Annotated in this window: 21 protein-coding genes and 1 tRNA gene; 10 read left to right on the top strand and 12 right to left on the bottom strand. The window is 73.6% G+C overall.

The genetic code is table 11. The annotated features are described in order from the left end of the window. Positions 1 to 456: 456 nt before the first annotated feature. The 3 genes from AB0637_RS23510 (at position 457) to AB0637_RS23500 (ending at position 3,029) form a co-directional block, all read left to right on the top strand. On the top strand, positions 457 to 921 hold the full coding sequence (locus AB0637_RS23510) for a potassium channel family protein (RefSeq protein ID WP_366175138.1): 465 nt from the start codon (positions 457 to 459) through the stop codon (positions 919 to 921). A 305-nt stretch (positions 922 to 1,226) separates the two neighbouring features. Then, complete coding sequence (locus tag AB0637_RS23505; protein WP_366175137.1) at positions 1,227 to 1,721, top strand: HNH endonuclease; 495 nt, start codon at positions 1,227 to 1,229, stop codon at positions 1,719 to 1,721. A gap of 123 nt (positions 1,722 to 1,844) precedes the next feature. Further along, positions 1,845 to 3,029: a mandelate racemase/muconate lactonizing enzyme family protein gene (locus tag AB0637_RS23500; RefSeq protein ID WP_366175136.1), complete on the top strand. Its 1,185-nt coding sequence runs from the start codon at positions 1,845 to 1,847 to the stop codon at positions 3,027 to 3,029. Between the two features lie 33 nt (positions 3,030 to 3,062). Here the strand turns inward: AB0637_RS23500 and arr are convergent, their stop codons facing one another. Further along, positions 3,063 to 3,476, bottom strand: a complete 414-nt coding sequence (gene arr / locus AB0637_RS23495; RefSeq protein WP_366175135.1) for an NAD(+)--rifampin ADP-ribosyltransferase — start codon at positions 3,474 to 3,476, stop codon at positions 3,063 to 3,065. Between the two features lie 184 nt (positions 3,477 to 3,660). Here arr and AB0637_RS23490 point away from each other — a divergent pair, with 184 nt between their 5' ends. Continuing rightward, positions 3,661 to 5,130: a DUF222 domain-containing protein gene (locus AB0637_RS23490; RefSeq protein ID WP_366175134.1), complete on the top strand. Its 1,470-nt coding sequence runs from the start codon at positions 3,661 to 3,663 to the stop codon at positions 5,128 to 5,130. Positions 5,131 to 5,161: 31 nt separating this feature from the next. On the opposite strand, the gene AB0637_RS23485 is transcribed toward AB0637_RS23490, so the two are convergent. Beyond that, the gene (locus tag AB0637_RS23485) at positions 5,162 to 5,596 is read right to left on the bottom strand and encodes a hypothetical protein (protein WP_366175133.1); all 435 of its coding nucleotides are present in this window, start codon (positions 5,594 to 5,596) and stop codon (positions 5,162 to 5,164) included. A 53-nt stretch (positions 5,597 to 5,649) separates the two neighbouring features. Beyond that, on the bottom strand, positions 5,650 to 6,174 hold the full coding sequence (locus AB0637_RS23480) for a hypothetical protein (protein WP_366175132.1): 525 nt from the start codon (positions 6,172 to 6,174) through the stop codon (positions 5,650 to 5,652). Positions 6,175 to 6,333: 159 nt separating this feature from the next. On the opposite strand from AB0637_RS23480, the gene AB0637_RS23475 reads away from it, so the two are divergent. From AB0637_RS23475 to AB0637_RS23465, 3 genes are all read left to right on the top strand, one after another. Beyond that, positions 6,334 to 9,786: an ABC transporter ATP-binding protein gene (locus tag AB0637_RS23475; RefSeq protein ID WP_366175131.1), complete on the top strand. Its 3,453-nt coding sequence runs from the start codon at positions 6,334 to 6,336 to the stop codon at positions 9,784 to 9,786. A 79-nt stretch (positions 9,787 to 9,865) separates the two neighbouring features. Further along, on the top strand, positions 9,866 to 10,228 hold the full coding sequence (locus AB0637_RS23470) for a hypothetical protein (protein WP_366175130.1): 363 nt from the start codon (positions 9,866 to 9,868) through the stop codon (positions 10,226 to 10,228). Beyond that, the gene (locus AB0637_RS23465; RefSeq protein WP_366175128.1) at positions 10,225 to 10,467 is read left to right on the top strand and encodes an RNA-binding S4 domain-containing protein; all 243 of its coding nucleotides are present in this window, start codon (positions 10,225 to 10,227) and stop codon (positions 10,465 to 10,467) included. The genes AB0637_RS23470 and AB0637_RS23465 overlap by 4 nt, the downstream gene beginning before the upstream one ends. 6 nt (positions 10,468 to 10,473) lie before the next feature. Here AB0637_RS23465 and AB0637_RS23460 read toward each other — a convergent pair whose 3' ends face one another. Genes AB0637_RS23460 through AB0637_RS23440 form a run of 5 tightly spaced genes read right to left on the bottom strand, consistent with a single transcriptional unit; the run spans position 10,474 to position 15,375 of the window. Continuing rightward, positions 10,474 to 11,262, bottom strand: a complete 789-nt coding sequence (locus AB0637_RS23460; RefSeq protein WP_366175126.1) for an aldo/keto reductase — start codon at positions 11,260 to 11,262, stop codon at positions 10,474 to 10,476. Between the two features lie 10 nt (positions 11,263 to 11,272). Then, a complete protein-coding gene (locus AB0637_RS23455) occupies positions 11,273 to 12,127 on the bottom strand; it encodes an alpha/beta fold hydrolase (protein ID WP_366175125.1) in 855 nt (284 codons plus the stop codon). A gap of 27 nt (positions 12,128 to 12,154) precedes the next feature. Further along, complete coding sequence (locus AB0637_RS23450; protein WP_366175123.1) at positions 12,155 to 13,042, bottom strand: carbohydrate ABC transporter permease; 888 nt, start codon at positions 13,040 to 13,042, stop codon at positions 12,155 to 12,157. Between the two features lies 1 nt (position 13,043). Beyond that, a complete protein-coding gene (locus AB0637_RS23445) occupies positions 13,044 to 14,012 on the bottom strand; it encodes a sugar ABC transporter permease (RefSeq protein WP_366175121.1) in 969 nt (322 codons plus the stop codon). A gap of 58 nt (positions 14,013 to 14,070) precedes the next feature. Continuing rightward, positions 14,071 to 15,375: an extracellular solute-binding protein gene (locus AB0637_RS23440; protein ID WP_366175120.1), complete on the bottom strand. Its 1,305-nt coding sequence runs from the start codon at positions 15,373 to 15,375 to the stop codon at positions 14,071 to 14,073. A 273-nt stretch (positions 15,376 to 15,648) separates the two neighbouring features. Between AB0637_RS23440 and AB0637_RS23435 the strand changes: the two genes are divergently transcribed. Continuing rightward, complete coding sequence (locus tag AB0637_RS23435; RefSeq protein ID WP_366175119.1) at positions 15,649 to 17,349, top strand: hypothetical protein; 1,701 nt, start codon at positions 15,649 to 15,651, stop codon at positions 17,347 to 17,349. 2 nt (positions 17,350 to 17,351) lie between these two features. On the opposite strand, the gene AB0637_RS23430 is transcribed toward AB0637_RS23435, so the two are convergent. Further along, positions 17,352 to 17,424, bottom strand: a tRNA-Arg gene (locus AB0637_RS23430). A gap of 92 nt (positions 17,425 to 17,516) precedes the next feature. Here AB0637_RS23430 and ettA point away from each other — a divergent pair. Next, positions 17,517 to 19,199 carry an energy-dependent translational throttle protein EttA gene (ettA, locus tag AB0637_RS23425; protein WP_366175117.1) on the top strand — a complete coding sequence of 561 codons (1,683 nt, stop codon included), beginning with the start codon at positions 17,517 to 17,519 and terminating at the stop codon, positions 19,197 to 19,199. Positions 19,200 to 19,307: 108 nt separating this feature from the next. Here ettA and AB0637_RS23420 read toward each other — a convergent pair whose 3' ends face one another. Both AB0637_RS23420 and AB0637_RS23415 read right to left on the bottom strand, forming a co-directional pair. Continuing rightward, a complete protein-coding gene (locus tag AB0637_RS23420) occupies positions 19,308 to 21,638 on the bottom strand; it encodes an EAL domain-containing protein (RefSeq protein WP_366175116.1) in 2,331 nt (776 codons plus the stop codon). A gap of 142 nt (positions 21,639 to 21,780) precedes the next feature. Then, entirely contained in the window at positions 21,781 to 22,662 is an 882-nt protein-coding gene (locus AB0637_RS23415) for an acyl-CoA thioesterase II (RefSeq protein ID WP_366175115.1), read from the bottom strand. Positions 22,663 to 22,725: 63 nt separating this feature from the next. Between AB0637_RS23415 and AB0637_RS23410 the strand changes: the two genes are divergently transcribed. Then, entirely contained in the window at positions 22,726 to 23,691 is a 966-nt protein-coding gene (locus AB0637_RS23410; protein WP_366175114.1) for a zinc-binding dehydrogenase, read from the top strand. A 113-nt stretch (positions 23,692 to 23,804) separates the two neighbouring features. Here AB0637_RS23410 and AB0637_RS23405 read toward each other — a convergent pair. Further along, positions 23,805 to 24,014: hypothetical protein (locus tag AB0637_RS23405; protein WP_366175113.1), on the bottom strand; the 210-nt coding region annotated here is incomplete at its 5' end.

Raw genomic sequence — 24,014 nt, 5'->3', positions numbered from 1 at the left:
GGGGCGGCGTCCTGGGTGGGTCGCCGCCCCCCCCCCCCCCACGTCCGGCGCCCCGGTGACGAGGACGGCGACGCCCACCGGTGGCTACGGTGGGGAGCGATCGCGATCGACCACCGGAGGCGGCCCCGTGCACCCACCCGAGGGCGTCCTCACCGCGGCCGGGACGGCTCGCCGTCCGCGAGTCCCGCTGCGCGCCCTGGTGCTCAGCGCCGCGGCCGTCGGCTGGCTCGCCGCCTACGCCCTCCCGATCCTCGACCCGGACCTGCGGCCGTCCGCACGGGGTGCGGCGTCGTCTCCAGCGCGGTCTGGGCCCTGTTCGCTGCGGACTACGCCTGGCGCCTGTGGAGGTCGGAGGACCGCCGCCGGTTCGTCTGGAGGCACCCCTTCGACCTGCTCCTCCTCGCGTTGCCGGCACTCCGGCCCCTGCGCCTCGTCCGGCTCCTCACGGTGCTGCAGGTGCTGAGCCGCAGTGGGGGTTCCTCGCTGCGGGGCCGGGTGGGCGTCTACGTCGCCACCGCCACGTCGCTCGTCGGCTTCTGCGCCGCGCTCGCCGTGCTCGAGGCCGAACGCCCCGCCCCCGGCGCCAACATCACCACCACCCCCGACGCCTGCTGGTGGGTCCTGACGACCATCACGACCGTCGGCTACGGGGACCACTACCCCGTGACCCTGACCGGACGCCTCGTGGCCATCGCCCTCATGCTCGCCGGGATCGCGCTGCTGGGGGTCGTGACGGCCTCGCTCGCCTCCTGGTTGATCGAGCGGGTCGGCGAGGAGCAGGAGGAGTCCTCCGCCGTGACCCGCGCCGACGTCGCAGCTCTCGCCCGGGAGGTCCGGCAGCTGCGCGAGGAGCTGCGCCGCGTGGGGGGCCCGGTGTCGGCACCGACCGCTCTGCCGCCGCCGCCACCCCCGCCGGGGTGACGCCTTCCCCGTCCGGGCGCGATTCGTCCGGGCGTTCACGAGAAAGTTGCTGACTCTTCCACCACCTGCGACGTACGCTGCCGTCAACGACGACGGGACGTACCGACTCGGGGAGGGCTCATGACCACAGGTCAGCGCAGCGCCACCCCCTGCCGCACCACGGGAGCCGGGACAGCGATACCGCACGGGCCCGCCGGGCAGGTCGTGGGGCACCACCGCGTGCACCACCACCATGTGGCCGTCGTCGCTCTCAGAGGCGCCTCCCCCGACGGGGACGGCGCCTCTTGTCGTCTCAGGAGGTGGATGTGCGCACGCTCGTGCTGAACGCCGGCTACGAACCGCTCGCGGTCGTTTCCTTCCGGCGGGCCCTGGTCCTCGTGCTGGCGGGGAAGGCGTCGGTCGTCCTCGCGGACGCCGATCCCGTCGTCGGCGCCACGATGTGCCTGGAACGCCCCTCGGTCATCCTCCTGAACCGCTACGTGCGCGTGCCGCGGGGGCAGGTCGTCCCCGTGAGCCGGCGCGGTGTCCTGCGCCGGGACCACCAGCGCTGTGCCTACTGCCGCGGGCACGCCACGACCGTGGACCACGTGCTGCCGCGCAGCCGCCGCGGCCCGGACAGCTGGGAGAACCTCGTCGCCTGCTGCGTGCGCTGCAACAACGCCAAGGGCGACCGGACGCCGGAGGAGATGGGCTGGCACCTGCCCTTCCGGCCCGGCCCGCCGCGCGGGGCGTCGTGGGCGGTGCGGGGGGCCGAGCAGGCCGACCCGCGGTGGGACTCGTTCCTGGCGACCGCGGCCTGACCCGTCCGGTCCGAGCAGCAGAACCCCGGTCCGTGACCCACCGGCGCCCAGTGCAGGCGCCGGTGGGCGGCACGCCTGCAGACCCGTCCGCTCCGTCGGACCCCTCCCCGAAGGTGGCGAGGAATGAAGATCACCGGATACCGGTCGCTGACCACCCGTCACGAGTGGGGTCGCCCCGTCGGCGACGTCAACGGCGTCAGCACCGGGACGAGCACGCGTCAGGACGTGCTCGTCATCACCACCAGCGACGGGACGGAAGGTGTCGCGCTGGGGGCGCACGCCGAGATCGAGAAGGTGTTCCCCGTCCTGGACGGGGAGGACCCGCGCAGCGTCACGGGGTTGTACGACCGGATGCTCGACACCGTCTTCAAGCTGGGGCACCAGGGCGCGACGTTCGGCACCCTGGGCACGGTCGACACCGCCTTGTGGGACCTCAAGGCCAAGCTCGCCGGGGAACCCCTGTGGCGCCTGCTCGGTGCGCGGGACAGGTTCGTCCCCGGGTACGCGTCGGGTCTCGAGGCCGGCCTGGACGACGACGGCGTGGCGGCGCTGTACGGGCGCTTCGCCGAGCGGGGTTTCGGGGCCGCCAAGCTCAAGGGCGGCCGCCACCTCGACCGCGACCTGCGGCGGCTCGGCATCCTGCGCGAGGCCGTGAGCGCGAACACCTCCCACCCCGGTCTGATGATCGACGCCAACGAGTCGTGGCACGTGTCGCAGGCCGTCCGCCACGTGCGCGCCCTCGAGGCGGAGTTCGACCTGACGTGGGTCGAGGAACCCGTCCGGCGCTGGGACGTGCGGGGCATGGCCGTGCTGCGCCAGCAGGTGGCCGCCGGCGTGGCCAGCGGGGAGAACCTCACCGGGCTCGAGCAGGTCCGCGCGCTCGTCGAGGGTGGTGCGGTCGACGTGGTGCAGACCAACGCCGCGTGGGGAATCACCAACCTCCTGCGCGTCGGCGCGCTCGCGCACGCGTTCGACCTCCCCGTCAGCCCGATCGGACTCACCTACGCGGTGGCCGCCGCTGCGGCGGCTCTGCCGAACCTCTTGAGCATCGAGGTGCAGGACCTGTCGTGGCCGGTCGGTGTCGACGTCGACCAGGTGGTCGGCGACGGCGGCGCCCTGCTGGGTCGCAGTCCCGGCAACGGCATCACGCTGGACGAGGCGGCGTTCGAGGAGGTCCCTCCCGACACCGGGTGGGCGGTCCGCTCCGGCCCGCACCTGCGTCCGCGGCGGGCGGGTCTGCGCCTGGTGCCGGAGGACGACGCCGACGAGGACCGCGTTCCCCGCGACGACCCGCCGACGGACAGCTGATCGGACGCCCGCAGGGTCTTCGGCCTCGTCGGGTCAGTTGACGATCTCGGCGTTCGCGTCCCGCATCACCGTGAGGCGTTCGGTCCACTGCTGCAGCGCCTCCGGTGTCAGCCGGGTCCAGTCGTGGACCTCGCGCACGACGCGCAGCGGGGCGGTGCTGCGGAACGAGCGGGTGGGGTTCCCGGGGAACTTCTTGTCCGTGACGTTCGGGTCGTCCTCGAAGGCGCCCGTGGGTTCGACCTCGTACACGTGCGGGTCGCCGCCGCCGAGGACGACGGCGAGTTCGGCGGCCAGGCCGGCACCGTCCCGCAGTGCGGTGAAGTACACGTGGTTCATGACGACCTCGGGCCGGTAGTTCGAGGGGCGTCCGGCCACGAGGAGGTCGCCGGGGGAGACCTCGGCCCTGGTGCCGTGGAAGAAGGGGCCGTCCTCGTCCGGTTGCGTCATCCCGCCAGCCTAGAGCGGACGGGGCGCGCGGGTCAGGTTCGTGGCGTACCACACCGGCAGGGTGTTCTGCGGTGGTCATCCACAGGGTTTGACCGCGTTTCACGGACCGTGAGGCGTTGCGCTGCAGAAAGTTGCGGGGCACTCGACCTACCGCCACAGCTCTTGTTCGACTACCCTGGAACACGTGACCCCCACCGTCCAGGACCGTGCAGCCGACGCCCTCACGCGTCTCGCGGCCGACCTGGACGACCTCCTCACCCTGCCCACGGGAACCCTCGACCGCGACGACGTCGAGCACCTCACCCGGTCGCTCTACTTCCTCGGCAACCGCCTCGACGCCACCAAACTCCACCTCCTGCGGCGGGCTCTGGAGCACACACCCGAGAGTTCGGTCGTCGACCTGCTGGCCACCTCACCGGTGAACCTGTCCCGCACTCTGGCGCGCAAGGACGTCGCCGCCGCCCGCCACACCGACCCGGACAGCGGGTGGAACGAGAAGATCGGTGGACTCGACGGTGACCGGGGTTCCCTCGCGCGGATGGGCGGGCAGCTGGCGTCGGGGAACACCACCCTGAACCACGTCCACGGCGCGGTATCCGCCCTGCAGTCCATTCCCACCCCGTTGCGCCGCGGCACCGTCGACATGGAAGTGGTGATGGACACCGGCGAGACGGTGTGGACCACCCAACGCCGCGCCGACCTCATCGACGGGCACTTCGCCTTCATCACCGGCACTCAACCCCTCGGCACCGCGGCCCACTTGAGCGAGCAGCTCCTCACCCGCCTGGACCCCGACCGCGTCGACCGCCACGTCCGCGACCTCGAACCGGACTCCGCCAGCCGCCGCACCCTCACCTTCACCCGCCGCCACGGCATGTTGCGAATGACCGTCGACCTCGACGAAGCCGCCGCGGTCGTCGTCCGGTCCGCCGTCGAAGCCGCCGCCAAACCCCTCCCGAACGCCGCAACCGAGGACGCCGGTAAGAACAGCGGATTGGGCGGGGAACACGACACCCGATCCCTCGGGCAGCGCCGCCACGACGGCCTCATCGACCTCGTCACCACCGGTGCACACCACCCCGCCAGCGACGTCGACCCCGTCGTCGCGCACAAGGCCACCGTCGTCCTCCGCGCCACCCTCGACGACACCGGTGAACTGCAGGCCGGCACCGCCACCGCCGACACCCACGGCCCCATCACCGACGCCACCCTGCGCGCGGCCTCCTGCGACGGCGACGTCACCGTCGCCGTGATGGACCGCCTCGGCCGACCCCGTTCCCTGCACACCCTCGAACGGCACGCCACCGACAACCAGCGGCTGATCGTCGCCGAACGCGACCGCGGCTGCATCGCCCCCGGCTGTGGCGCCCCGGCCTGGGCCTGCCACCTCCACCACGTCGTCCACTGGGCGGACGGTGGTCCGACGAGCGTCGAGAACCTGGTGCTGTTGTGCGGCCGGGACCACAGAGCTCTCCACGCAGGACGCCTGGAGGCCAGGTTCGGCGAGGACGGGTTGCCCGAGGTCAGACGCCTCCAACGGGACCTCGGCAAGCTGATGACCCCCGGCCCGTGGACGCGGAACGACCACCCCGCCCTCCTGCAGAGGACGCGGGAACTCGCCCGCGCCCTCGAACAGGACGACCCGCCCGGCTGAGTTCCGCGGCACGTCCGCTGTGCCGTTGGGATCAGCGGTGGGAGCGAACCAGGTCGGCCAGCCGGGCGGCCCGGCGGCGGTCGAGGCCGGGGAGGGGGAACTCCTGGTTCCGCGTCGTCCGCACCGTGCTGTGCTGCTGCCACGCCCCGGCCACGTACACCTCGCGCACGTCGTCCCAGTCGAGGTGGAGGCGGCCCGGCTCGAGGGTGATCCCGTCCGGCGCGATCGACGTCGACCAGGTGCGGACCCGCCAGGGCCGGACGACGGCCACCTGGAGGACCGTGCAGAACAGGGAGACGGCGAGCAGCGACCGGTCTCCCAACGCGATCGCGACCGCCCACAGCGTCACGAACGCCACCGCCTCGGCGACGAGGAGCGGCGGGGGTTGGCGGCGTCGGCTGCGGTGCACGTGCTCGCCCGCCACGTCGGCCAGGTCCTCGGGGGTCGGTGCCCAGCCGGCGTCCACGCGCGCAGTGTGCCCCGGGGTCCCGGTCCCACCACGGGCCGACGGCCGCCGGATCACCCGACCGGCCCGCCGTCGCCCAGCAGTCGGCGCGCCTCCGCCTCGGAGAACGCCCACTCCTGCGGGTAGTGGACCTCCTCGTCCCCGTCGTCGGCGATCTCGTCGATCTCCGGCACCTGCTCCTCGTAGAGCGCCGCCCGACCCTCGACGTACCAGCCGCGCGAGAGGAATTCCGACCCGTCGCTCGAGACGCTGTGCACGACGAGGCCCGGGTGTTGACCGGACAGCGTCGCCCAGACCGTCTCGGGCCCGGACCACGGCGTGCCCACCTCGTAGACGAGGCGGTCGGGGAGGTCGCGCACGAGCTCGGCGTCGGTCTCCGGCCGGGAGGTGCCCCACGCGGTGAACGCCCGGTCGTCGTCCCAGGCGTCGAGGTCCAGACCGGTGGGGACGGCGGCCTCCAGACTGAGGGCGTGCCCCGGGTACCGCGGGACGGACGGCCGGACCTGCTCCCGCACGGCGGCGAGCACCGCCGGGTCGAGCGCGAAGAACGTCACGGTGGACACGGCGGTGTTCGGCACGCGACCACCGTGCCAGCCCACCGGTGCCGACGACCAGACCTCCCGGGGCGGCGGCGAAAACGGGAGGCCGGCCGCCCACGGGCCTCGCTAGCGTCGACGTGCGGCGCCACCCCGGTGCCCCCGTCCCGCCTGTCGTCCCCGCTGCCCGAGAGGAACCCCGTGTCCGCGCCCACCCTGTCCTGGCGTCGCCTGTCGAGCCGGTCGGCGACGGTGGCCGTGGTCCTCGGGGGTCTCGCCGCGGTCGCCGAGACGCTCGGCACGGTCGTCGCCGGACGGCTCGCGGCGGGCCCGAGCGTCCTCCTGCTCGTCGTCCTGGCCGTCGTCGTCCTCACGGCGAGCGCCGGCGACACGCTGGGCCGGGTGGCCCTCGCGACGGCGGTCGGCCGCGCCGAGGGCGGGTTGCGCGCGGACCTGCTGGCCGCGGCCTTCGCCCAGCCCGTCCCGGCGCTGGGCGAGCAGGCCGTCGGGGAGGTCATCGACCGGGTCGACGACGACCCGCGCCAACTGGCCCGGCTCGTCCGCGAGGCGTTGTGGGACCTGTGGCGCGGGGGCGTCCGCATCCTGCTCGGCTGGGTCGTCGCCGGGCTCGTCTGGTGGCCCGCGTGGATCGTCTTCCCGGTCGTGGCCGTCCTCGTCTGGTTCTCCGTCCGCCGCCTCGCCGCCCTGCTGGTGGAGCGCAAGGTCGCCGAGGAGGTCGCGTGGACCGACCACGCGGCCCAGTTCGAGGAGGCCGTGGCGGGGCGCGACGACATCCGGGCCAGCCTCGGCGCCCCGCACGTCGTCCGCCGCTACGCCGTCCTGGCCGCGGGGGTCCTGGACCGCGTCCGGGCCACGACGAAGGTCTCGGCCGTCGTGGCGCGACGCACGATCCTGGCCCTGTCCCTGCTGTGCTCGGCCCTCGTCGTCGGCGGGGTGGCGCTCGTCGGGGACGGCCGGCTCGGCGTCGCGCAGCTCGTCACGGTGTTCCTGCTCTGCTCGGGTTTCGCGGGCGACCTCAACCAGATCGCCGAACGGCTGCCCGAGGTGCAGGCCGGACTCGGTGCGGTGCAGCGCATCCGGGCCCTCCTGGGGTCCCCGTCCGAACCCGTCGGCGGCATGCCCACGCCGCCCGGGGCTGTCGGCGTGGAGTTCCGCGGGGTCGACTTCGCCCACCCGGGCGGGTTCGCGCTGCACGACGTCACCTTCGTCGTCCCGGCCGGGACGACGTGCGCGCTCGTGGGGCGCAGCGGATCGGGCAAGTCCACGCTCGCCGCTCTGCTGTCCCGAGCCCTGGAACCCGCCCCAGGGCAGGTGCAACTCGGCGGTCTCGACGTCACCGCCCTCGACCTGCAGGGACTGCGGCGGGCCGTCGGCGTCGTCACCCAGCGCACCGAACTCATCGCCGGGACGCTCGCGGAGAACATCACCCTGGGCGCCGACGTCCCGCCCGCGCGGGTGCGGACGGCGGTCGAGTCCCTCGGCCTCACCGAGTGGGTCGCGGGGCTGCCCGCGGGGCTGGACACCCGGCTCGGCCCCGGCGGCAGCACCCTGTCCGCGGGGGAGGAGCAGCTCGTCGCCTTCGCCCGCCTCCTCGTCCGTGACGTGCGCGTCGTCGTCCTCGACGAGGCGACGGCGCGGATGGACCCCGTCACCGAGCACCGGGTCACCGCGGCCGCCGAGCAACTGCTCGCGGGCCGCACCGGACTCCTCATCGCGCACCGCCTGTCCACGACGGCCCGCGCCGCCCACGTCGCCGTCCTCGACGGCGGCCGGCTCGTGCAGCACGGACCCCGCGCCGAGCTCGCCCGGACCCCCGGCCCCTTCGCGGACCTGCTGCGGGCCGGGGGGTCCGAGGAGCTCGACCCCGTCCACCACGCCGGGGAGGTCCTCTCCAGCCGGCCCCGCCGCCCCCGTCCCGCGCCGCCGGCCGAGCAGCGTCCCCGGCTCCTGCGGGCCGTGGCGACCGCCATCACCCGCCACCGGCGGTGGGGGCTGCTCGGTGCCGTCCTCTTCGCCCTCTGCTCCGTCCTCGGCACCTACGGCGCCGTCGCGGGCTGGCTGTGGGGGCTCGTCGTGCAGGGCCTGCAGACGGGGGCGCCCGCGTCGCAGGTGTGGTGGCCCATGGCCGGGCTGGTGGCGAGCCTCGTCTCGGTCCCGTTCCTGCTGGCCGCGGCCCTGCGCGTGTACCCGCTGTGGTGGAACGTCATCACCCTCAACGCCCGGCTCGCCGTGCTGCGCGGGCAGACCCGTCAGCACCGGCTCGAACGCGTCCCGGCCGGGGAGGTCACGGCCCGCAGCCTCGACTCCGACCGGTTCGTCCTCTACGTCGACCGGTGCGTCGACGTCGTCATCGGGGCGTTCGTCGTCGCCGTCACCTCTCTCGTCGCGCGCGACGTCACCGCGGGGGCCGTCGTCGCACTCGTCATGGCCGGGTCGGCGCTCGTCTCCGTCGCCGGGGCGCCCGTGGCGGGCCGGCGGGGCCGCGACGCGGGAGACGCCCGGGCGGTCTTCGGCCGCGACCTCGGGTCGGCCGTCGACGCGGCCCGGACGGTCAAGCTCGCCGCGGCCGTGCCGGACGTCCTGCGGCACCTCGTCGAGGTCGACCGGCGGCGGGTGCGCGCCTCCGTGCGCGAACTGCGCGTCCGCGCTCTGCTGGAGGGGGTCCCGGGCGTGCTCGTCCAGCTCGGCATCGTCACCACCTGGGCGCTGCACCTGGCCGGCTGGTGGTCCCTGGCCGACGCGCTGCTCGTCGCCACGGCCGTGGCCGGCGCCTCGTACTACGGGACCGTCTCGGGCGCCGTCATCACCGAGGCGCCCGTCGCACGGGAGTGGCTGCGGGCCGTCACGGCGCTCGCGGGCACCGAGGACGTCGTGCGCGTCCCGGCCGGCATCGACCTCGTCCACGGCGTCGCCCCGGCGCCCGAGGTCTCACCGCGCACCCCGTTGCAGCGCGTCGACCTCGACCACCTCACGGCCGTCCACGACGACGGGACGGTGGGCGTGCAGGACGTCGAGCTGCACGTGGAGGCGGGGGAGCTGGTGCTGCTCACCGGCCGGGTCGGGTCGGGCAAGTCGAGCCTGCTCGCGGCCCTGGCCGGCCTCGTCGACCACGAGGGCACCGTGCGCTGGAACGGGATCCCCGTCGAGGACCCGCAGACGTTCCTGCGTCCCGGGCAGGTCAGCTACGTGGCGCAGGTCCCGCGCGTGCTGTCCGGCAGCTTCGACGACAACGTCGCGCTCGACCACGCCCTCGCACGGTCCCTGGCCGACGACGCGGTGGCCGACGCCCGCCTGGCGCGGGACGTCGCCGCGGCCGGGGGCCGGCACGCGCTCGTGGGCCACCGCGGGGTGCGGTTGTCCGGCGGTCAGGTGCAGCGGCTGGCCCTGGCCCGGGCGCTGGCCTCGGGCGCCGACCTGCTCGTGGCCGACGACGTCTCCTCCGCGCTCGACGCGCGCACCGAGCTCGAGCTGTGGGAGGCGTTGCGCGACCGCGGGACGACCGTCGTCGGGGCGTCCTCGAAGCGCTCGGCGCTGCTCGTCGCGGACCGGGTCGTGGTGCTGGCCGACGGGCGGGTGCAGGCCGTCGGCCCGTGGAAGGAGCTGGAGACCGACTGGGGTCACCTGGCGGGCTGACCGCGCGGCGGACGGGAGGAGCCCGGGACGGCGACGGACGGGGGACGCGCGGGGCCCCGGCGGGTGCGAGGCTGGTCCCATGTCGGACCCACGGAACGAGAACAGGCGTCAGGGCGAGTCGATCGACGCGGTCCTGCGCGGACTCCTCAAGCAGGGCAAGCTCGACCCCACGGCCGAGCGCCTCGCCGAGCAGGGGATCGACCGGCTCCGGTCGTTCCTCGGCAGCACCCCCGGCGCCGGGACCAGCGCGGACGCCCCCGACGTCCAGGACGTCCCGGACGTGCAGGACGCCGAGGTCGTCACGGGCGGCCGCGAGATGCTCATGCACACCATCCCGCTGCCGGACGGCACCCGCGTCGAGGTGCTCGTCCCCGAGCGCCTGACGCGCGCCGAGGCCGACCGCATCGCCGGGGTGCTGCACGCCCTGGCCGTCGACGAGTGAGCCGTCCCGTCGTGCCCGCGGTGGAACCCGAGGTCGTCGAGGTCACCGGTGTCGTGCGGCTGGGTCAGTTCCTCAAGCTGTCCGGGGCCGTCGACACCGGCGGGCAGGCGCGCGAGGCGCTGCTGGCCGGGGACGTCAGCGTCAACGAGGAGGTCGAGGACCGCCGGGGTCGTCAGCTCTCCGACGGGGACCTCGTCGAACTGGGCGGCGGCGCCTGGACCGTCCACGTCACGGGCTGACCAGGCTCAGCGGCCCAGCGCGTCGATCGCCGCGACCTCGTCGTCGGTGAGCGCGAACCCGTCGACGTCGAGGTTGCGCGCCTGCCGGTCGCGGTCGCCGGACTTCGGGATGACGACGACACCGTGCTGGACGTGCCAGCGCACCACGACCTGCTCGACGCTCACGCCGTGCCGGTCCGCGGCCGCCCGCAACGGTTCCGCCGTCCGGTCGGTGGCCTTGAAGGGGGAGTAGCCCTCCAGGACGACACCCCGGTCGCGGTGCGCGGCGAGCAGGTCGGCGTCGTGCAGGGCCGGACCCCACTTCACCTGGTTCACGGCGGGGGTGACGCCCGTGGCCGCGGTCAGCTCGTCGATCTGGGCGAGGGAGTAGTTCGAGACACCGACGGCGCGGACGCGGCCGGCGTCGCGGGCCGCGACCATCCGCTCCCACACGTCGGGGCGGGCCTGACCGTCCGGCGGCCAGTGGATGAGCCACAGGTCCAGGACGTCCACGCGCAGCAGCCGCAGGCTGCGGTCGAGGAACTCGTCCTCGCGCCCCGCGTGCGACTGGCGCAGCTTCGTGGTGATCCGGACGTCCGGCAGTCCCGCGTCGGCGACGGCGCGGCCCACCTCGTCCTCGTTCTCGTACATCGTCGCGGTGTCCAGCAGCCGGTACCCGACCTCGAGGGCGTCGCGCAGGGACCGGTACCCGGCTTCGCCGCGCAGGCCGTAGGTGCCGAGGCCGACGAGGGGGAGGGCGAGCACGTCCCCGCCCTCGGCGGTCCGGACGTCGGTGGTCGCGGAGGAGTAGCTCACCCGCGCGACGCTACGTCCGGTCCGGGCCCTGCGCAGCGGCGAGCACGGCCTCGGCGACCGCGTCGGGACGCAGTTCGGGGATCCAGTGCCCGGTGTCGAGGTCGACCCGCCGGAACGGGCCGCGGACCCGACCGGCGGTGCCCTCGACGGCGGCCTCGGCGTAGAACGGGTCCCGCGTGCCGCGCACGTAGGTCGTGGGGACGTCGACGCGGCCGACCCCGCCGGCGAACGGGAGCGCCCGGTACCAGCCCAGGGCGGCGCGCAGGCTGCCCGGCGCGCTGTGCCGCCGCGCGTACCCGGCGGCCAGGTCGGTGGGCAACCCGCTGCGCCGCAACGACGCCGCCAGCAACCGGCCCCCGCCCGCGGTGAGGAGCCGCTCGGGCAGCACCGGCAGCTGGAAGAACCCGACGTACGTCGACCGCCATGCCTGCGAGGAGTTCGTCATCGCCGCGCGGTAGGCGGCCGGGTGGGCCTGGGACAGCACCGTCAGGGAGGCGAGCCGGTCCGGGTGGGCGGCCGCGAACGCCCAGGCCACCACCCCGCCCCAGTCGTGGCCGACGAGGTGGACGGGGCCCGTGGACACCCCGTCCGGCAGCGCGTCGAGCAGGGCGAGGACGTCGGCGACGAGTTCCGGCAGGGCGTAGTCGCGGCGGTGCGGGGGACGGGCCCCTGCGCCGTAGCCGCGTTGCTCCGGCACCAGCACGCGCAGACCGGCGGCCGTCAGCCGGGGGACCACGGCGTCGTAGGCCTCCGGCCCCTGCGGGAAGCCGTGCAGGCAGACGACGACGGCCCCGTCCTCACGCGCGGAGGAGGGGCCGTGGTCGGCGACGCGGAAGTGCAGTCCGGCGCGGGAGAAGGAGTCCACCCGCGCAGTCTGCCCCGGGCGGTCCCGTCAGTCCTTCAGACCCGCGTTCATGTCGGCGTTCATGACGTAGCGCTGGAACACGAGGTAGATGACGACGAGCGGCACGATGGAGATGACCGAGGCGCCCAGCAGCACCGACCAGTTGACGTTCTGCGCACCGACGATGCTCTGGATGCCGATCTGCAGCGTGAACTTGCTCGGGTCGTTGAGGACGATGAGCGGCCAGATGTAGTCGTTCCAGCGCCACTGGAACGAGAAGATGGCCAGCGTCACCATGATCGGCCGGGCGATCGGCAGCATGACGCGCACGAACGTCGTCAGCTCGTTCGACCCGTCGATCCGCGCCGCCTCCAGCAGCTCGTTCGGCACGGTGGAGAAGAACTGCCGGAACATGAAGCACCCGGTCGCCGTGATGATCGAGGGGACGACGATGCCGGCGAGGTGGTTGTAGAGCCCCAGGTCACGGATGACGAGGAACGAGGGGGACAGGATGACCTCGGTCGGCAGCATCGTCGTGGCGAGGATGCAGAGGAAGAACGCCTTCAGCCACCAGTTCTGGTACTTGGCCAGCGCGTACCCCGTCATGGCGCTCGCCAGCACCGTGAGCACCGTGGTGCTGACGGCCACGATGAGCGTGTTCGTGAAGTACCCGGCGAAGTTGAAGCTCGTCCACGCCTGCTCGTAGCCGGCGAAGGTCCAGGACTTGGGCAGCAGCGTCAGCGGGTAGGAGAAGAGGTCGCCGGCGGGCTTGAAGGACGACAGGACGAACCACAGCACCGGGAACCCGTAGAGCACGGCGAGCAGCCAGAGCAGGACGGTGGCCCCGACGGTGCGGACCGGAGTCCCGCCCTCCCGCGTGCGGGTGCTGCGGCGCAGGGCCGGTGCCTTGGGACGGGGCAGCGAGGACAGAGCCATCTCACGCCTCCCGGCGTCGGTTGACGAGGACCTGGAGCAGGGCGATGCCCATGAGGACGGCCATGAGCACGAACGAGGCGGCGCTGGCGTAGCCGATCTGGCCCTGCTGGAAGCCCGTGCGGAAGATGTACTGGACGACGAGGTTGTTCTCGGTGCCCGGTCCACCGCCGTTGAGCGACTGCAGCAGCGCGTACTCCTTCATGGCGCCGAGGCTGCCGAGGAGGATGACGATGAACGACGTCGGCGCGATGCTCGGCAGCGTGATGTAGCGGAACCGCTGCCAGGGCGAGGCCCCGTCGATCGAGGCGGCCTCGTAGTAGGACGTCGGGACGTTCCGCAGCGCCGCGACGAACAGCAGCATGTTGAAGGCGGTCCCGCCCCAGGCGCCGGCGATGGCGACGATGACGAGCGACAGGTCGGCGTTGGACTGCCACGGGACGGCCGAGCCGCCCAGGGAGGTGATGAGGTAGTTCACCAGCCCGAAGTTCTCCCCGAAGATCCACCGCCAGATGACGCCGGCGACGATGGGGGAGATGAGCCAGGGGATGAAGAACAGGATCCGGGCGACCGTCTTGCCCTTGGCGTGCGGGCTCGTCAACAGCGTGGCCATCGTCAGCGACAGCACGTAGTTCAGCGGCACCGACATGACGGCGAAGAGGACCGTGCGGCCGAAGGCCGAGTAGAAGGCCGAGTCCCCGAAGAGCTTCTGGTAGTTCGCCAGCCCCACCCACGGGGCCGAACCGACCCCGGTGTAGCTGGTGAACGAGTAGTACAGGCCCGTCACCGCGGGCCAGACGAAGAAGAGGAAGAAGAGCACCACGTTGACGCCGACGAACAGCAGCGGGGCGAGGCGGTAGCGTGCCGCGCGTCGTCGGGTGGCGCGGCCCGTGGAGGGCCGGGGGGACCGCACGAGGGCGGCGGGGTCGGTCCCGACCGCGGCGGGGACCGGACCCGGTGCGCTGGGGGTCATGGAACCTCCTGGAGGGTGGTCCCGGACCCGGGGGCGACCCGGGTCCGGTCGGGTGAGGTCAGGCGATCTGCTCGTTGAGCAGCTTGACGATGTTGTCCACCGTCTGCTGCACGGTCTGCTGACCGTTGATGGCCTTGCCCATCTCGTCCTTGGTGGGGTCGGTCGTGATGGCCTTGCCCGCCAGGGTGAGCTTCTCACCCGCGTCGCTGCCGGAGGTGGAGATCGGGTCGGCGAGCTCGATCTCCTTCTGGTAGAGCGCGTACCCGTCGAGGGCGGCCTGGTTGGTGCCGGGGTAGGCGATGTCGAGCCCCGTCTCGACCGGCAGCCAGCCGTTGGTCGCGGCGACCTTGGCGTAGTTGGTCGGGTCGTAGAGGAACTCGACGAACTTCATCGCCGCGTCCTTGGTGTCGCCGTTGTCGAAGGCGACGATCTTGCCGCCGGTGTTGATGTCCGTGGCCTGCGTGGGCTGGGCCGGGGTCGGAACGGCGGCCCACTGGAACTGGGTGATGCTCTCGGCGAAGTCGGCGACCTGCCAGACACCCGAGAAGTACGCCACGACCTGGCCGCTCTTGAAGAGCGCGTTCGGGTCGGCGCCCGAGGTCCACACCGACTTGGGCATGATCACGTCGTTGTTGATGTCCACGAACTTCTGCAGCACCTCGACCGTCGCGTCGTCGACGCTGTACTCGGTGCCCTTGGAGTTGAGCTGGAAGCCCTTGGCGCCGTGCTCGTAGACGAACGCGCGGATGCGGGCGGGGGAGGCGTCGTACACGAGGTCGTACTTGGCGCCCGTCGCGGTGCGGACCTGGGTGGCGGCGGCGAGGAACTCGTCCCAGGTCCAGGTCTTGTCCGGGTCGGTCGGGTAGGCGACGCCCGCCTTCTGGAAGAGCGAGGCGTTGATGAAGAGGCCGGCCGCGGTGATGTCGGACGGGATCGTCACGATCTTGCCGTCGTCGGTCTTCTGGTAGAGCTTGCTGTCGATCTTGTTCGTCGAGCTCGTCGCGACGGACGTCAGGTCCTGCAGCTTGTTCGTCCAGATCGGGTCCAGCGACGGCGCGCTGGCGACGTCCGGCAGGGAGTCGGCCTGCGCGGCCTGGCGGAGCTTGGTCTGGTACCCGTCGTAGGGGACGTTGACGATCTCGACGGTGATGCCCTGCTTCGTCTTGAACTCGTCGGCGAGGTCGTAGTAGCCCTTGGCCTGCGCGTCGCTGGCCGACAGCCAGAAGCTGATCTTCTTCGCGTCGCCGCCACCGCTGCCCGACGCCGAGTCCCCTCCGCCGCAGGCGGTCAGGGCGCCACCCGCGGCGACGGCCGCGAGGGAGCCGAGGAGGACGGAACGCCGGCTCGTGCTGTTCTGGCTCATGGATGGACTTCCTCGTCTCCCGGTCCCCAGCCGTCTCCGGCGCCACGTCCCGGGTTGGTCGGCCGGGGTGGGGCGAGGTGACGGCACCGCTGGTGCGGCGGTGCCAGGACGGTACGAGGAAAGGGCTTACCAGGTCAAGGCTCCCCGGTGTTCGCCGTCCGGATGACTTCACGTCAGGTCATGTGCACGCTAACGTCACGGCTCGCGGCGCAGCGTCGCGGCTCCCGAGCCGCCCGCGCCCCTCATCCCACCCCGTCCCCCGGAGGACACCCCGTGCCCGAGCCCCTCGAGGACACCGCGTTCACCACGGCGCTGGCGGCCGACCTCGACCGTCGGGTGGAGGCGCTGCTCGCCGGCGACGCGCTCGCCCTCAGTCCGCTCGCCCACCGCGAGACGACCGCGCGCCTCAAGGGGCTCGTCACGGCGTACTCCCACCCGCGGTCGAGGCTGCTCGGTGACGCGCGGCTGCCGGAGCTCGCGACCCGCCTCGTCGCCCTGCTCACCGCGGCGCAGACGCCGAACGGGCTCTTCGACAGCACCAACCTCGCCTCACCGCCGGACACGGCCTTCACCGTCAACGACCTGTGCCTGACGGCCGGGCTGGCCGGCCGCGAGCCCGCGCTGGCCGAGGTCGCCGCCGGGCTGCGCGCCGTCGCGGAGCGGACGCTGCCGCCGCTGCTCGTCGGCGGGGTGCACACGCCCAACCACCGCTGGGAGCTGTCGAGCGCCCTGGCCCGCCTCGGGGCGCTGCTGGGGACCCCGGAGGTCGTGCGCGGCCGCGTCGAGGAGTGGCTCGCCGAGGGCGTCGACCTGCAGGCCGACGGGATGTACTCCGAACGCAGCCCCCTGTACGCCGGCGCCGTCAGCAGTCCGTCGCTGCTCGTCCTGGCCGACCTCCTGGACCGGCCCGACCTGCTCGACCCCGTGCGCCGCAACCTCGAGGCGTTCCTGCCGCTGCTCGACGAGGACGGTGACCTGGAGTCGGTGCACTCGCGCCGGCAGGACCAGCACACCGCCGGCCACCCGGGCGCCGACCTCCTGCTGCCCTACCGGCGGTTCGCCCTCGCCGAGGACCGCGGCGACTTCGCCGACGCCGCCCGGCTGCTGCAGTCCCGCGGTGTCGACGGCCGGTCGGTGCTGCCCGAGGTCCTCGCGCACCCGGCGCTGGGGGGCGTCCTGCCCGCGGGCCTGGGCCGGCCCTGGGCGGGGGAGGCCGTGCTGGCCGCCTCCGGCCTGGCCGTCCACGCCGCCGGTCGCACCCGCACCGTCGTCTTCGGCGGCAGCGACCAGCCCGCCGTCGGCACGATCCGGTCCGGCACCGCGAACACGGCGACGTTCCTGCGCTTCCGGCACGGCGCGGCCGTCCTGGAGTCGGTGCGGCTGTCGACGGCCTTCTTCGGCCTCGGCCCGTTCCGCAGCGCGACGCTGGACCGGGAGCCCGACGGGGCCTTCGTCCTGCGGCAGGAGCTGCGCGCCGGCTACTACCAGCCGCTCGCCGCCGCCGACCGCGACCCCGCCGGTGACTACCCCCTCGGCGACGAGGGCCGCTTCCACGCCGCCATGGCCTTCGACCGCCGCGCGGTGGACGCCGTCGAGCTCACGACCACCGTCCGCGTCGAGCCGGTCGACGACGGCGCCGACCTGACCGTCCGCTTCGACGGGGCCGCGACGTCCTACGCCCTCGAGCTGTCCTTCCGTCCCGGCGGGACGCCGACCGGCGCCGAACCGTCGCCCGACGGTGCCCGGGTGCTCACCGGACCCGAGCTGCGGTACCGCGTCGAGGACGACGAGGTCGTGGTGACCCGCGAGGGCGGGGGCGGCGCCGCCGGCGAGCACCAGCCCGCGCGCTACGACGGTGGGGAGCAGTACGACTACCTGCAGGGCAGCCACGCGGCCGGTGGGGAGCGCGTCTACGTCACGGGCCGCACGCCCGGGGTGCTGACGCTGCGGCTGCGCGGCGGCAGCACCCGCTGAGGCGCGCTCGGAGGGATTCGAACCCCCAACCAACCGGGTAGAAGCCGGTCGCTCTGTCCGTTGAGCTACGAGCGCAGGGCGCCGGCGGACCGGCGGGTGGAGCTGGTCGCCAGCGTAGCGACCCCGCGGATGGTGGGCCGCCCGGCGGCTGCGACTAGCCTGGGGTCGTGGCGGAATTCATCTACCAGATGCAGAAGGCGCGCAAGGCGCACGGGGACAAGGTCATCCTCGACGACGTCTCGATCTCCTTCTACCCGGGGGCCAAGATCGGGGTCGTCGGACCCAACGGCGCCGGGAAGTCGAGCGTCCTGAAGATCATGGCGGGGCTGGACCAGCCGTCCAACGGTGAGGCCCGCCTCTCGCCCGGCTACAGCGTCGGCATGCTCGCGCAGGAGCCGAAGCTGGACGAGAGCAAGACGGTCCTGCAGAACGTCCAGGACGGCCTGGGCGAGCTGAAGCAGAAGATGGACCGCTACAACGAGATCACGGGGCTCTTCGAGGACCCCGACGCCGACTTCGACGCCCTCATGGCCGAGATGGGCACCCTGCAGGAGGAGCTGGACCACGCCAACGCGTGGGACATGGACTCCCAGCTCGAGCAGGCCATGGACGCGCTGCGCTGCCCGCCGGGCGACGCCGACGTGTCGGTCCTGTCCGGTGGGGAGAAGCGCCGGGTGGCGCTGTGCAAGCTCCTGCTCGAGGCGCCCGACCTCCTGCTGCTCGACGAGCCCACCAACCACCTGGACGCCGAGTCCGTGACGTGGCTGGAGCAGCACCTCGCGAAGTACCCCGGTGCGGTCCTGGCCGTCACCCACGACCGGTACTTCCTCGACAACGTCGCGCAGTGGATCCTCGAGCTCGACCGCGGCCGCGCCTACCCCTACGAGGGCAACTACTCCACGTACCTGGAGAAGAAGTCCGCACGCATGGACGTCCAGGGCAAGAAGGACGCCAAGCTGGCAAAGCGCCTCAAGGACGAGCTGGAGTGGGTCCGCTCCAACGCCAAGGGCCGCCAGACGAAGTCGAAGGCGCGGCTGGCCCGCTACGAGGAGATGGCCGCCGAGGCCGAGCGCACGCGCAAGCTCGACTTCGAGGAGATCCAGATCCCGGCCGGTCCGCGCCTGGGCTCCGTGGTCATCGAGGCCAAGGACCTCAAGAAGTCCTTCGGTGACCGCACCCTCATCGACGGTCTGTCGTTCTCGCTGCCCCGCAACGGGATCGTCGGCGTCATCGGCCCGAACGGCGTCGGCAAGACGACGCTGTTCAAGACGATCGTCGGGCTCGAGGAGCTCGACGGCGGGGACCTGAAGATCGGCGAGACGGTCAAGCTGTCCTACGTCGACCAGTCCCGCGGCGGGCTCGACCCGGCCAAGAACCTGTGGGAGATCGTCTCCGACGGCCTGGACTACATCCAGGTCGGCAACCAGGAGATGCCCTCGCGCGCCTACGTCTCGGCGTTCGGGTTCAAGGGTCCGGACCAGCAGAAGCCGACCGGCGTCCTGTCCGGGGGGGAGCGCAACCGCCTCAACCTGGCGTTGACGCTCAAGGAGGGCGGGAACGTCCTGCTCCTGGACGAACCGACGAACGACCTGGACGTCGAGACCCTCGGGTCGCTGGAAAACGCCCTGCTGGAGTTCCCCGGCTGCGCCGTCGTCGTGAGCCACGACCGGTGGTTCCTCGACCGCGTCGCGACGCACATCCTGGCCTACGAGGGCACCGAGGAGAACCCGGCGAACTGGTACTGGTTCGAGGGCAACTTCGCGGGCTACGAGGAGAACAAGGTCGCCCGCCTCGGCCCCGACGCGGCCCGTCCGCACCGCGTGACGTACCGCAAGCTCACCCGCGACTGAGCGTCACCGCCGCGCTTCGCGGCTGGGGGCTCGTTGACGCATTCGGCTCATAGGGTGAGTCGGCTGCGTCAACGAGCCATCCCCGGGGGGCGCGCCCTGTGGTGACGGTCAGTCGGCGACCGTCCGGCGGCGGGTGGGCCGCGGGGTGAGCGGGGTCCGGGTGGCGAGCCACTCGTCGAACGCGGCCCGCGGCAGCGGGGTGGCGTAGAGGAACCCCTGGGCGTGGTGGGCGCCGGCGGCCGCGAGGAGCTGGGCCTGCCCCACCTCCTCCACCCCCTCGGCGACGACCTCGACGCCGAGGCGCCCGGCCATCTGCACGACGGCCTCGATGATCGCGAGGTCGGCGGGGTTGGCGATGGCCCCGGCCACGAAGGACCGGTCGACCTTGACGAGCGAGACCGGCAGCCGCCGCAGCGTCGTGAGGCTGGCGTAGCCCGTCCCGAAGTCGTCGACCGCGATCCGCACACCGGTGGCGGCGAGGTCGTGCACCCGGCGCAGCGCGTCCGGCGCCTCGAGCACCATGCTCTCGGTGATCTCCAGGACGAGCTGCTCCGGCGGCAACCCGCTGCGGCGCAGGCACGACGCCACGACCGACAGCAGGCGGTCGTCGCCCAGCTGGGCCACGGACACGTTGACGTGCACCGTGAGGGGCCGGCCCGCCACCGTCCAGGCGGCCGCGTCCCGGCACGCCTGGTCCAGGACGTGCGCGCCGATCTCGTGGATGGCACCGGTGCGCTCGGCGCGGGTCACGAACTCACCGGGCGCCAGCAGGCCCCGCTGGGGGTGGTTCCACCGCACGAGCGCCTCCATCCCGCTGCAGGAGACGTCGTCGGCGTCCTCGGCGAGGTCGACGACCGGCTGGTAGTGCACCTCGATCTCCCCGCGCCCCGTGGCCGCGGCGAGCTCGCGCAGCAGGACGGCCTCGGCCTCGGCGGCCGCCGAGCGCCGACCGAAGACGGCGACGCCACCCCCGGCCGTCTTCGCCGAGTACATGGCGACGTCGGCGCGCTGCACGACCTCGTCGACCCCGCCGACGACCCCGCCGCAGCCGGCCACGCCGACGCTGCAGCCGACCTGCACCTCGCCGGAGACCATCTGCGACACGCCCGTGACGACGACGAGGGGTGTGGTGACGGCGTCGACGACCGCCTGCGCGACCGCCTCGGCCACGACGGCGCTCGTCGCCGGCAGCAGCACCGCGAACTCGTCGCCGCCCAGCCGGGCGCACAGGCCCGCGGCGCCGACGACGTCGCGCAGCCGGTCGGCCGTCGTGCGCAGGACGTCGTCGCCCGCCCCGTGGCCGAAGCCGTCGTTGACGTACTTGAAGTCGTCGAGGTCGACGAACAGGACGACGCAGTCGCTCCCGTCGCCGTCCAGCAGGGCGAGGTCCACGGCGTCGCGGAAGGTCCCCCGGTTGGCCAGGCCCGTGAGGCTGTCGGTGCTCGCGCGTTCGGTGAGGGTGGCGTGCGCGGCGCACCGGTTGAGAGCCAGGGCGATGTGGTTGTTCAGCAGCGAGGCCGCGTCGTGGCCCTCCTCGGCCAGGCCGTCGCCGCCGGCGACGAGCCACGTCTGCCCGGCGGGCACGGGGGAGGCGAACCAGGTCCACGTGCCCCGCGTGCCGGCCGCGGCGTCGAGGTCGGCGTCGGAGACCAGAGGGCCGTCGAGGGTGGCCGGGACCGGACCGCCGGGGATCGGGGTCGTCCACTCCCCGGAGCGCAGGTCGCCGTCGGCCACCCCGTCGCGGACGCGGACGAGGACCAGCCGCAGACCCGGGGTGGCGGCCGCGAGCTCACGGGCGGTGACCATCCCGACCCGCACGACCTCGGCGGGGTCGACGACGCCGACGACGCCGGCGCCCAGGGCGCTCAGCGCGGCCTCGCGCCGCTGGTCGCGCACGATGCGGCTGGTCGCGGTGTGGACGCGGCGCGCCACCGCCAGGCCGAGCAGCACGACCGGGAAGGCACCCAGCAGCCCCGTCACCTCGGAGGGGTCGGTGTGCGTCGGCATCGCCCACCACAGGGCCAGACCGCCGGCGACGGCCGCGAGGTGCGCGCCGCACCGCAGGACCGCGGCCCGCGTCGAGCCGTACTGCGAGCGGAACCAGACGGCCCAGAAGAGGAAGCCGAGGACGGCCGACGGTTCGGCGGCGGCGCCGACGAAGGCGACGAGCGCGACGGTGTCCGCGACGTCGGCGGAGCGCCGCGCGGAGCGCCGGTGGTAGCCGTGCGCCCAGGAGGCGATGAGGACGGCCACGGCGGCGGTCATCACGCCGCGCTGGGTGCCGCCCTCGGCCTCGACGGGGGCCGCCGTCAGCAGCGTGCTCGCGACCGCGACGAGGAAGAACAGCCTCCGCGCGCGGTCGACGACGTCACCGCCCAGGTACCAGCCGCGCACGGCCGCCACGACCGTCTCCCACCCGTGGTCACGACGCACCGTCATGCCCGCCTCCCCCCAGAAGTATCTAGAACAGTCTGAGGGAGAGGTCGGATTCCGGGAAGGGTTCCTTGAAACCCGTCCACCCGTCTGGAGCAGCAGGCGGCGGTCCCGGCTCTCAGCCCGCCGAGGGCACCCGCACCATGCCTTACCGAGCGGGGACCCGCACCATGCCCTCCTGGGCGACCGTCGCCACCAGCCGGCGCTGCCGGTCGTACATCCGGCCCGTCGACAGCCCCCGGGCGCCCGAGGCGTTCGGGCTCTCGGCGACGTAGAGGATCCACTCGTCCGCCCGCGCCGGCCGGTGCCACCACATGGCGTGGTCCAGGCTCGCCACGCTCATCCCCGGTGTCGCCCAGGCCATCCCGTTGCGGCGCAGGACGGGTTCGAGGATGCTCAGGTCGCTCGCGTAGGCCAGCGCGCTGCGCTGCAGCAGGTCGTCACCGGGCAGCGGGGCGTCCAGGCGGAACCAGACCGACTGGCGCGCCCGGTGCTCGGGGTCCGGGGCGGCGTACAGCGTGGGCTCGACGTGCCGCAGCTCGACGTGCCGGCCCCGCCCCATCTGGCGCGCCAGCGGGTGGTCGGAGGCGTCCAGGACGGCGTAGTCGCTGACGACGTCCTCGGGATCGGGCACGTCCGGGGCGGGTTCGGCGTGGTCCAGCCCCTCGGCGGGGGTCTGGAACGAGGCGATGCCGGACAGGATCGGCACGCCGTTCTGCGTCGCCTGCACGCGGCGAGCGGAGAAGGACCGCCCGTCGCGCAACCGCTCCACCGCGAAGGCGACGGGGACGGCCGGGTCCCCGGGGCGCAGGAAGTAGGCGTGCAGGGAGTGCAGCTCCCGGTCGCCCGCCACCGTCCGCCCGGCGGCGACCGCGACCTGGCCCAGCACCTGCCCGCCGAACAGCCGCTGGCGCCAGTGCGGGAGGTTCGGGCCGGTGAAGACGTCGGCGGCGGCGTCACCGGGGGACCCGGCGGGGCGGACGTCGAGGACGTCCAGGAGCGGGGACACGTCCTGCTGGTGGTCGGGCACGTCGGCACCGTACCGAGGACGCCAGCCCGGGTGCCGCCGGACCGGCGGGGGTAGCGTCGGCGCGTGCTCGCCGCCCGCGCCGTCCGCGCCAGCTCCGACGACCCCCTGTCCGCCCTCGAGGTCGCCGACGCCCCGGTGTCCGAACCCCCCGCAGGGTGGGTGCGCGTCGACGTCGAGGTCGCCGCGCTGAACCGGCACGACCTGTGGAGCCTGCGCGGGGTCGGTCTGCCCGCGGACCGGCTCCCCATGGTCCTGGGCTGCGACGCCACGGGAACGCTGGAGGACGGGTCGGCGGTCGTCGTGCACGCCGTCGTCTCCGACGAGGACTTCCGCGGGGACGAGACCCTCGACCCGCGCCGGACGCTGCTGTCCGAGCTGCACCCGGGCACGCTGGCCGAGCACGTCTGGGTCCCGCGGCGCAACGTGCTGCCGCGACCGGCGGGCTGGTCGGCCGAGCGGGCGGCCTCGCTGGGCACGGCCTGGCTGACGGCCTACCGGATGCTCTTCACCCAGGCGCAGGCCGTCCCCGGCCAGACCGTGCTCGTGCAGGGCGCCGCCGGGGGCGTGTCGAACGCGCTCGTGAGCCTCGGGGCCGCGGCGGGGCTGCGGGTCTGGGTCACCGGGCGGACCCCCGAACGCCTCGAGCGGGCCCGCGCCTGGGGTGCGGCGGCGACGTTCGCGACGGGGGAGCGGCTGCCCGGCCGGGTCGACGCGGTCTTCGAGACCGTCGGCAAGGCGACGTGGAAGCACTCGGTGCAGGCGCTGACACCCGGCGGCTGCATCGTCGTGGCGGGGGCCACGACGGGTGGTGACGCTCCTGCCATGCTCGAGAACGTGTTCTTCAAGCAGTTGCGGGTCCTCGGGTCGACCATGGGGACGCGCGCGGAGTTCGAGCGGTTGCTGCAGTTCTGCGAGACCGCCGACCTCGCCCCGGAGGTCGACTCGGTGCACGACCTCGCCGACGCGCGCGACGCGTTCGCTCGGCTGGAGTCGGGCGAGGCCGTCGGCAAGGTCCTCGTCCGCGTCTGACCCACCGAGGGCGGGAGTTCACCGCCGCCACGTCCTCCCGGCGAGCCCGGTGCCCGGTGGACGTGACGGCGGTGGTCTTCGGGGCCCCGCCCTCCTCGGGCGGGGCGGACGACTCAGTCGGTCGTCCACTCCTCCCAGCGGCGCTGCTCCCAGCGGACCGCGCGCAGTTCCCCGCGGACCTCCTCGAGGCGGCGCGTGAGGTCGCGGGGCAGCTTCTCGCCGAACCGCGCGAAGTAGGCCTCGAGCTCGTCCAGTTCGGCGGTCCAGGCGGCGGGGTCGATCGCGAACAGCTCGGCCAGGTCGGCTGCGGGCACGTCCAGCCC

The organism is Kineococcus sp. NPDC059986, assembly GCF_040702905.1.
GTDB lineage: Bacteria > Actinomycetota > Actinomycetes > Actinomycetales > Kineococcaceae > Kineococcus.
The sequence above is the reverse complement of the archived record's forward strand: the minus strand, read 5'-3'. Positions and strand labels throughout refer to the sequence as shown.

Excerpts from the sequence above, each read along its gene's own strand:
- AB0637_RS23450 (WP_366175123.1), bottom strand. The coding sequence starts at position 13,042 with ATGGCTCTGTCCTCGCTGCCCCGTCCCAAGGCACCGGCCCTGCGCCGC.
- AB0637_RS23420 (WP_366175116.1), bottom strand. The coding sequence starts at position 21,638 with ATGACGGTGCGTCGTGACCACGGGTGGGAGACGGTCGTGGCGGCCGTG.
- AB0637_RS23440 (WP_366175120.1), bottom strand. The coding sequence starts at position 15,375 with ATGAGCCAGAACAGCACGAGCCGGCGTTCCGTCCTCCTCGGCTCCCTC.
- AB0637_RS23445 (WP_366175121.1), bottom strand. The coding sequence starts at position 14,012 with ATGACCCCCAGCGCACCGGGTCCGGTCCCCGCCGCGGTCGGGACCGAC.
- AB0637_RS23470 (WP_366175130.1), top strand. The coding sequence starts at position 9,866 with ATGTCGGACCCACGGAACGAGAACAGGCGTCAGGGCGAGTCGATCGAC.
- AB0637_RS23500 (WP_366175136.1), top strand. The coding sequence starts at position 1,845 with ATGAAGATCACCGGATACCGGTCGCTGACCACCCGTCACGAGTGGGGT.
- arr (WP_366175135.1), bottom strand. The coding sequence starts at position 3,476 with ATGACGCAACCGGACGAGGACGGCCCCTTCTTCCACGGCACCAGGGCC.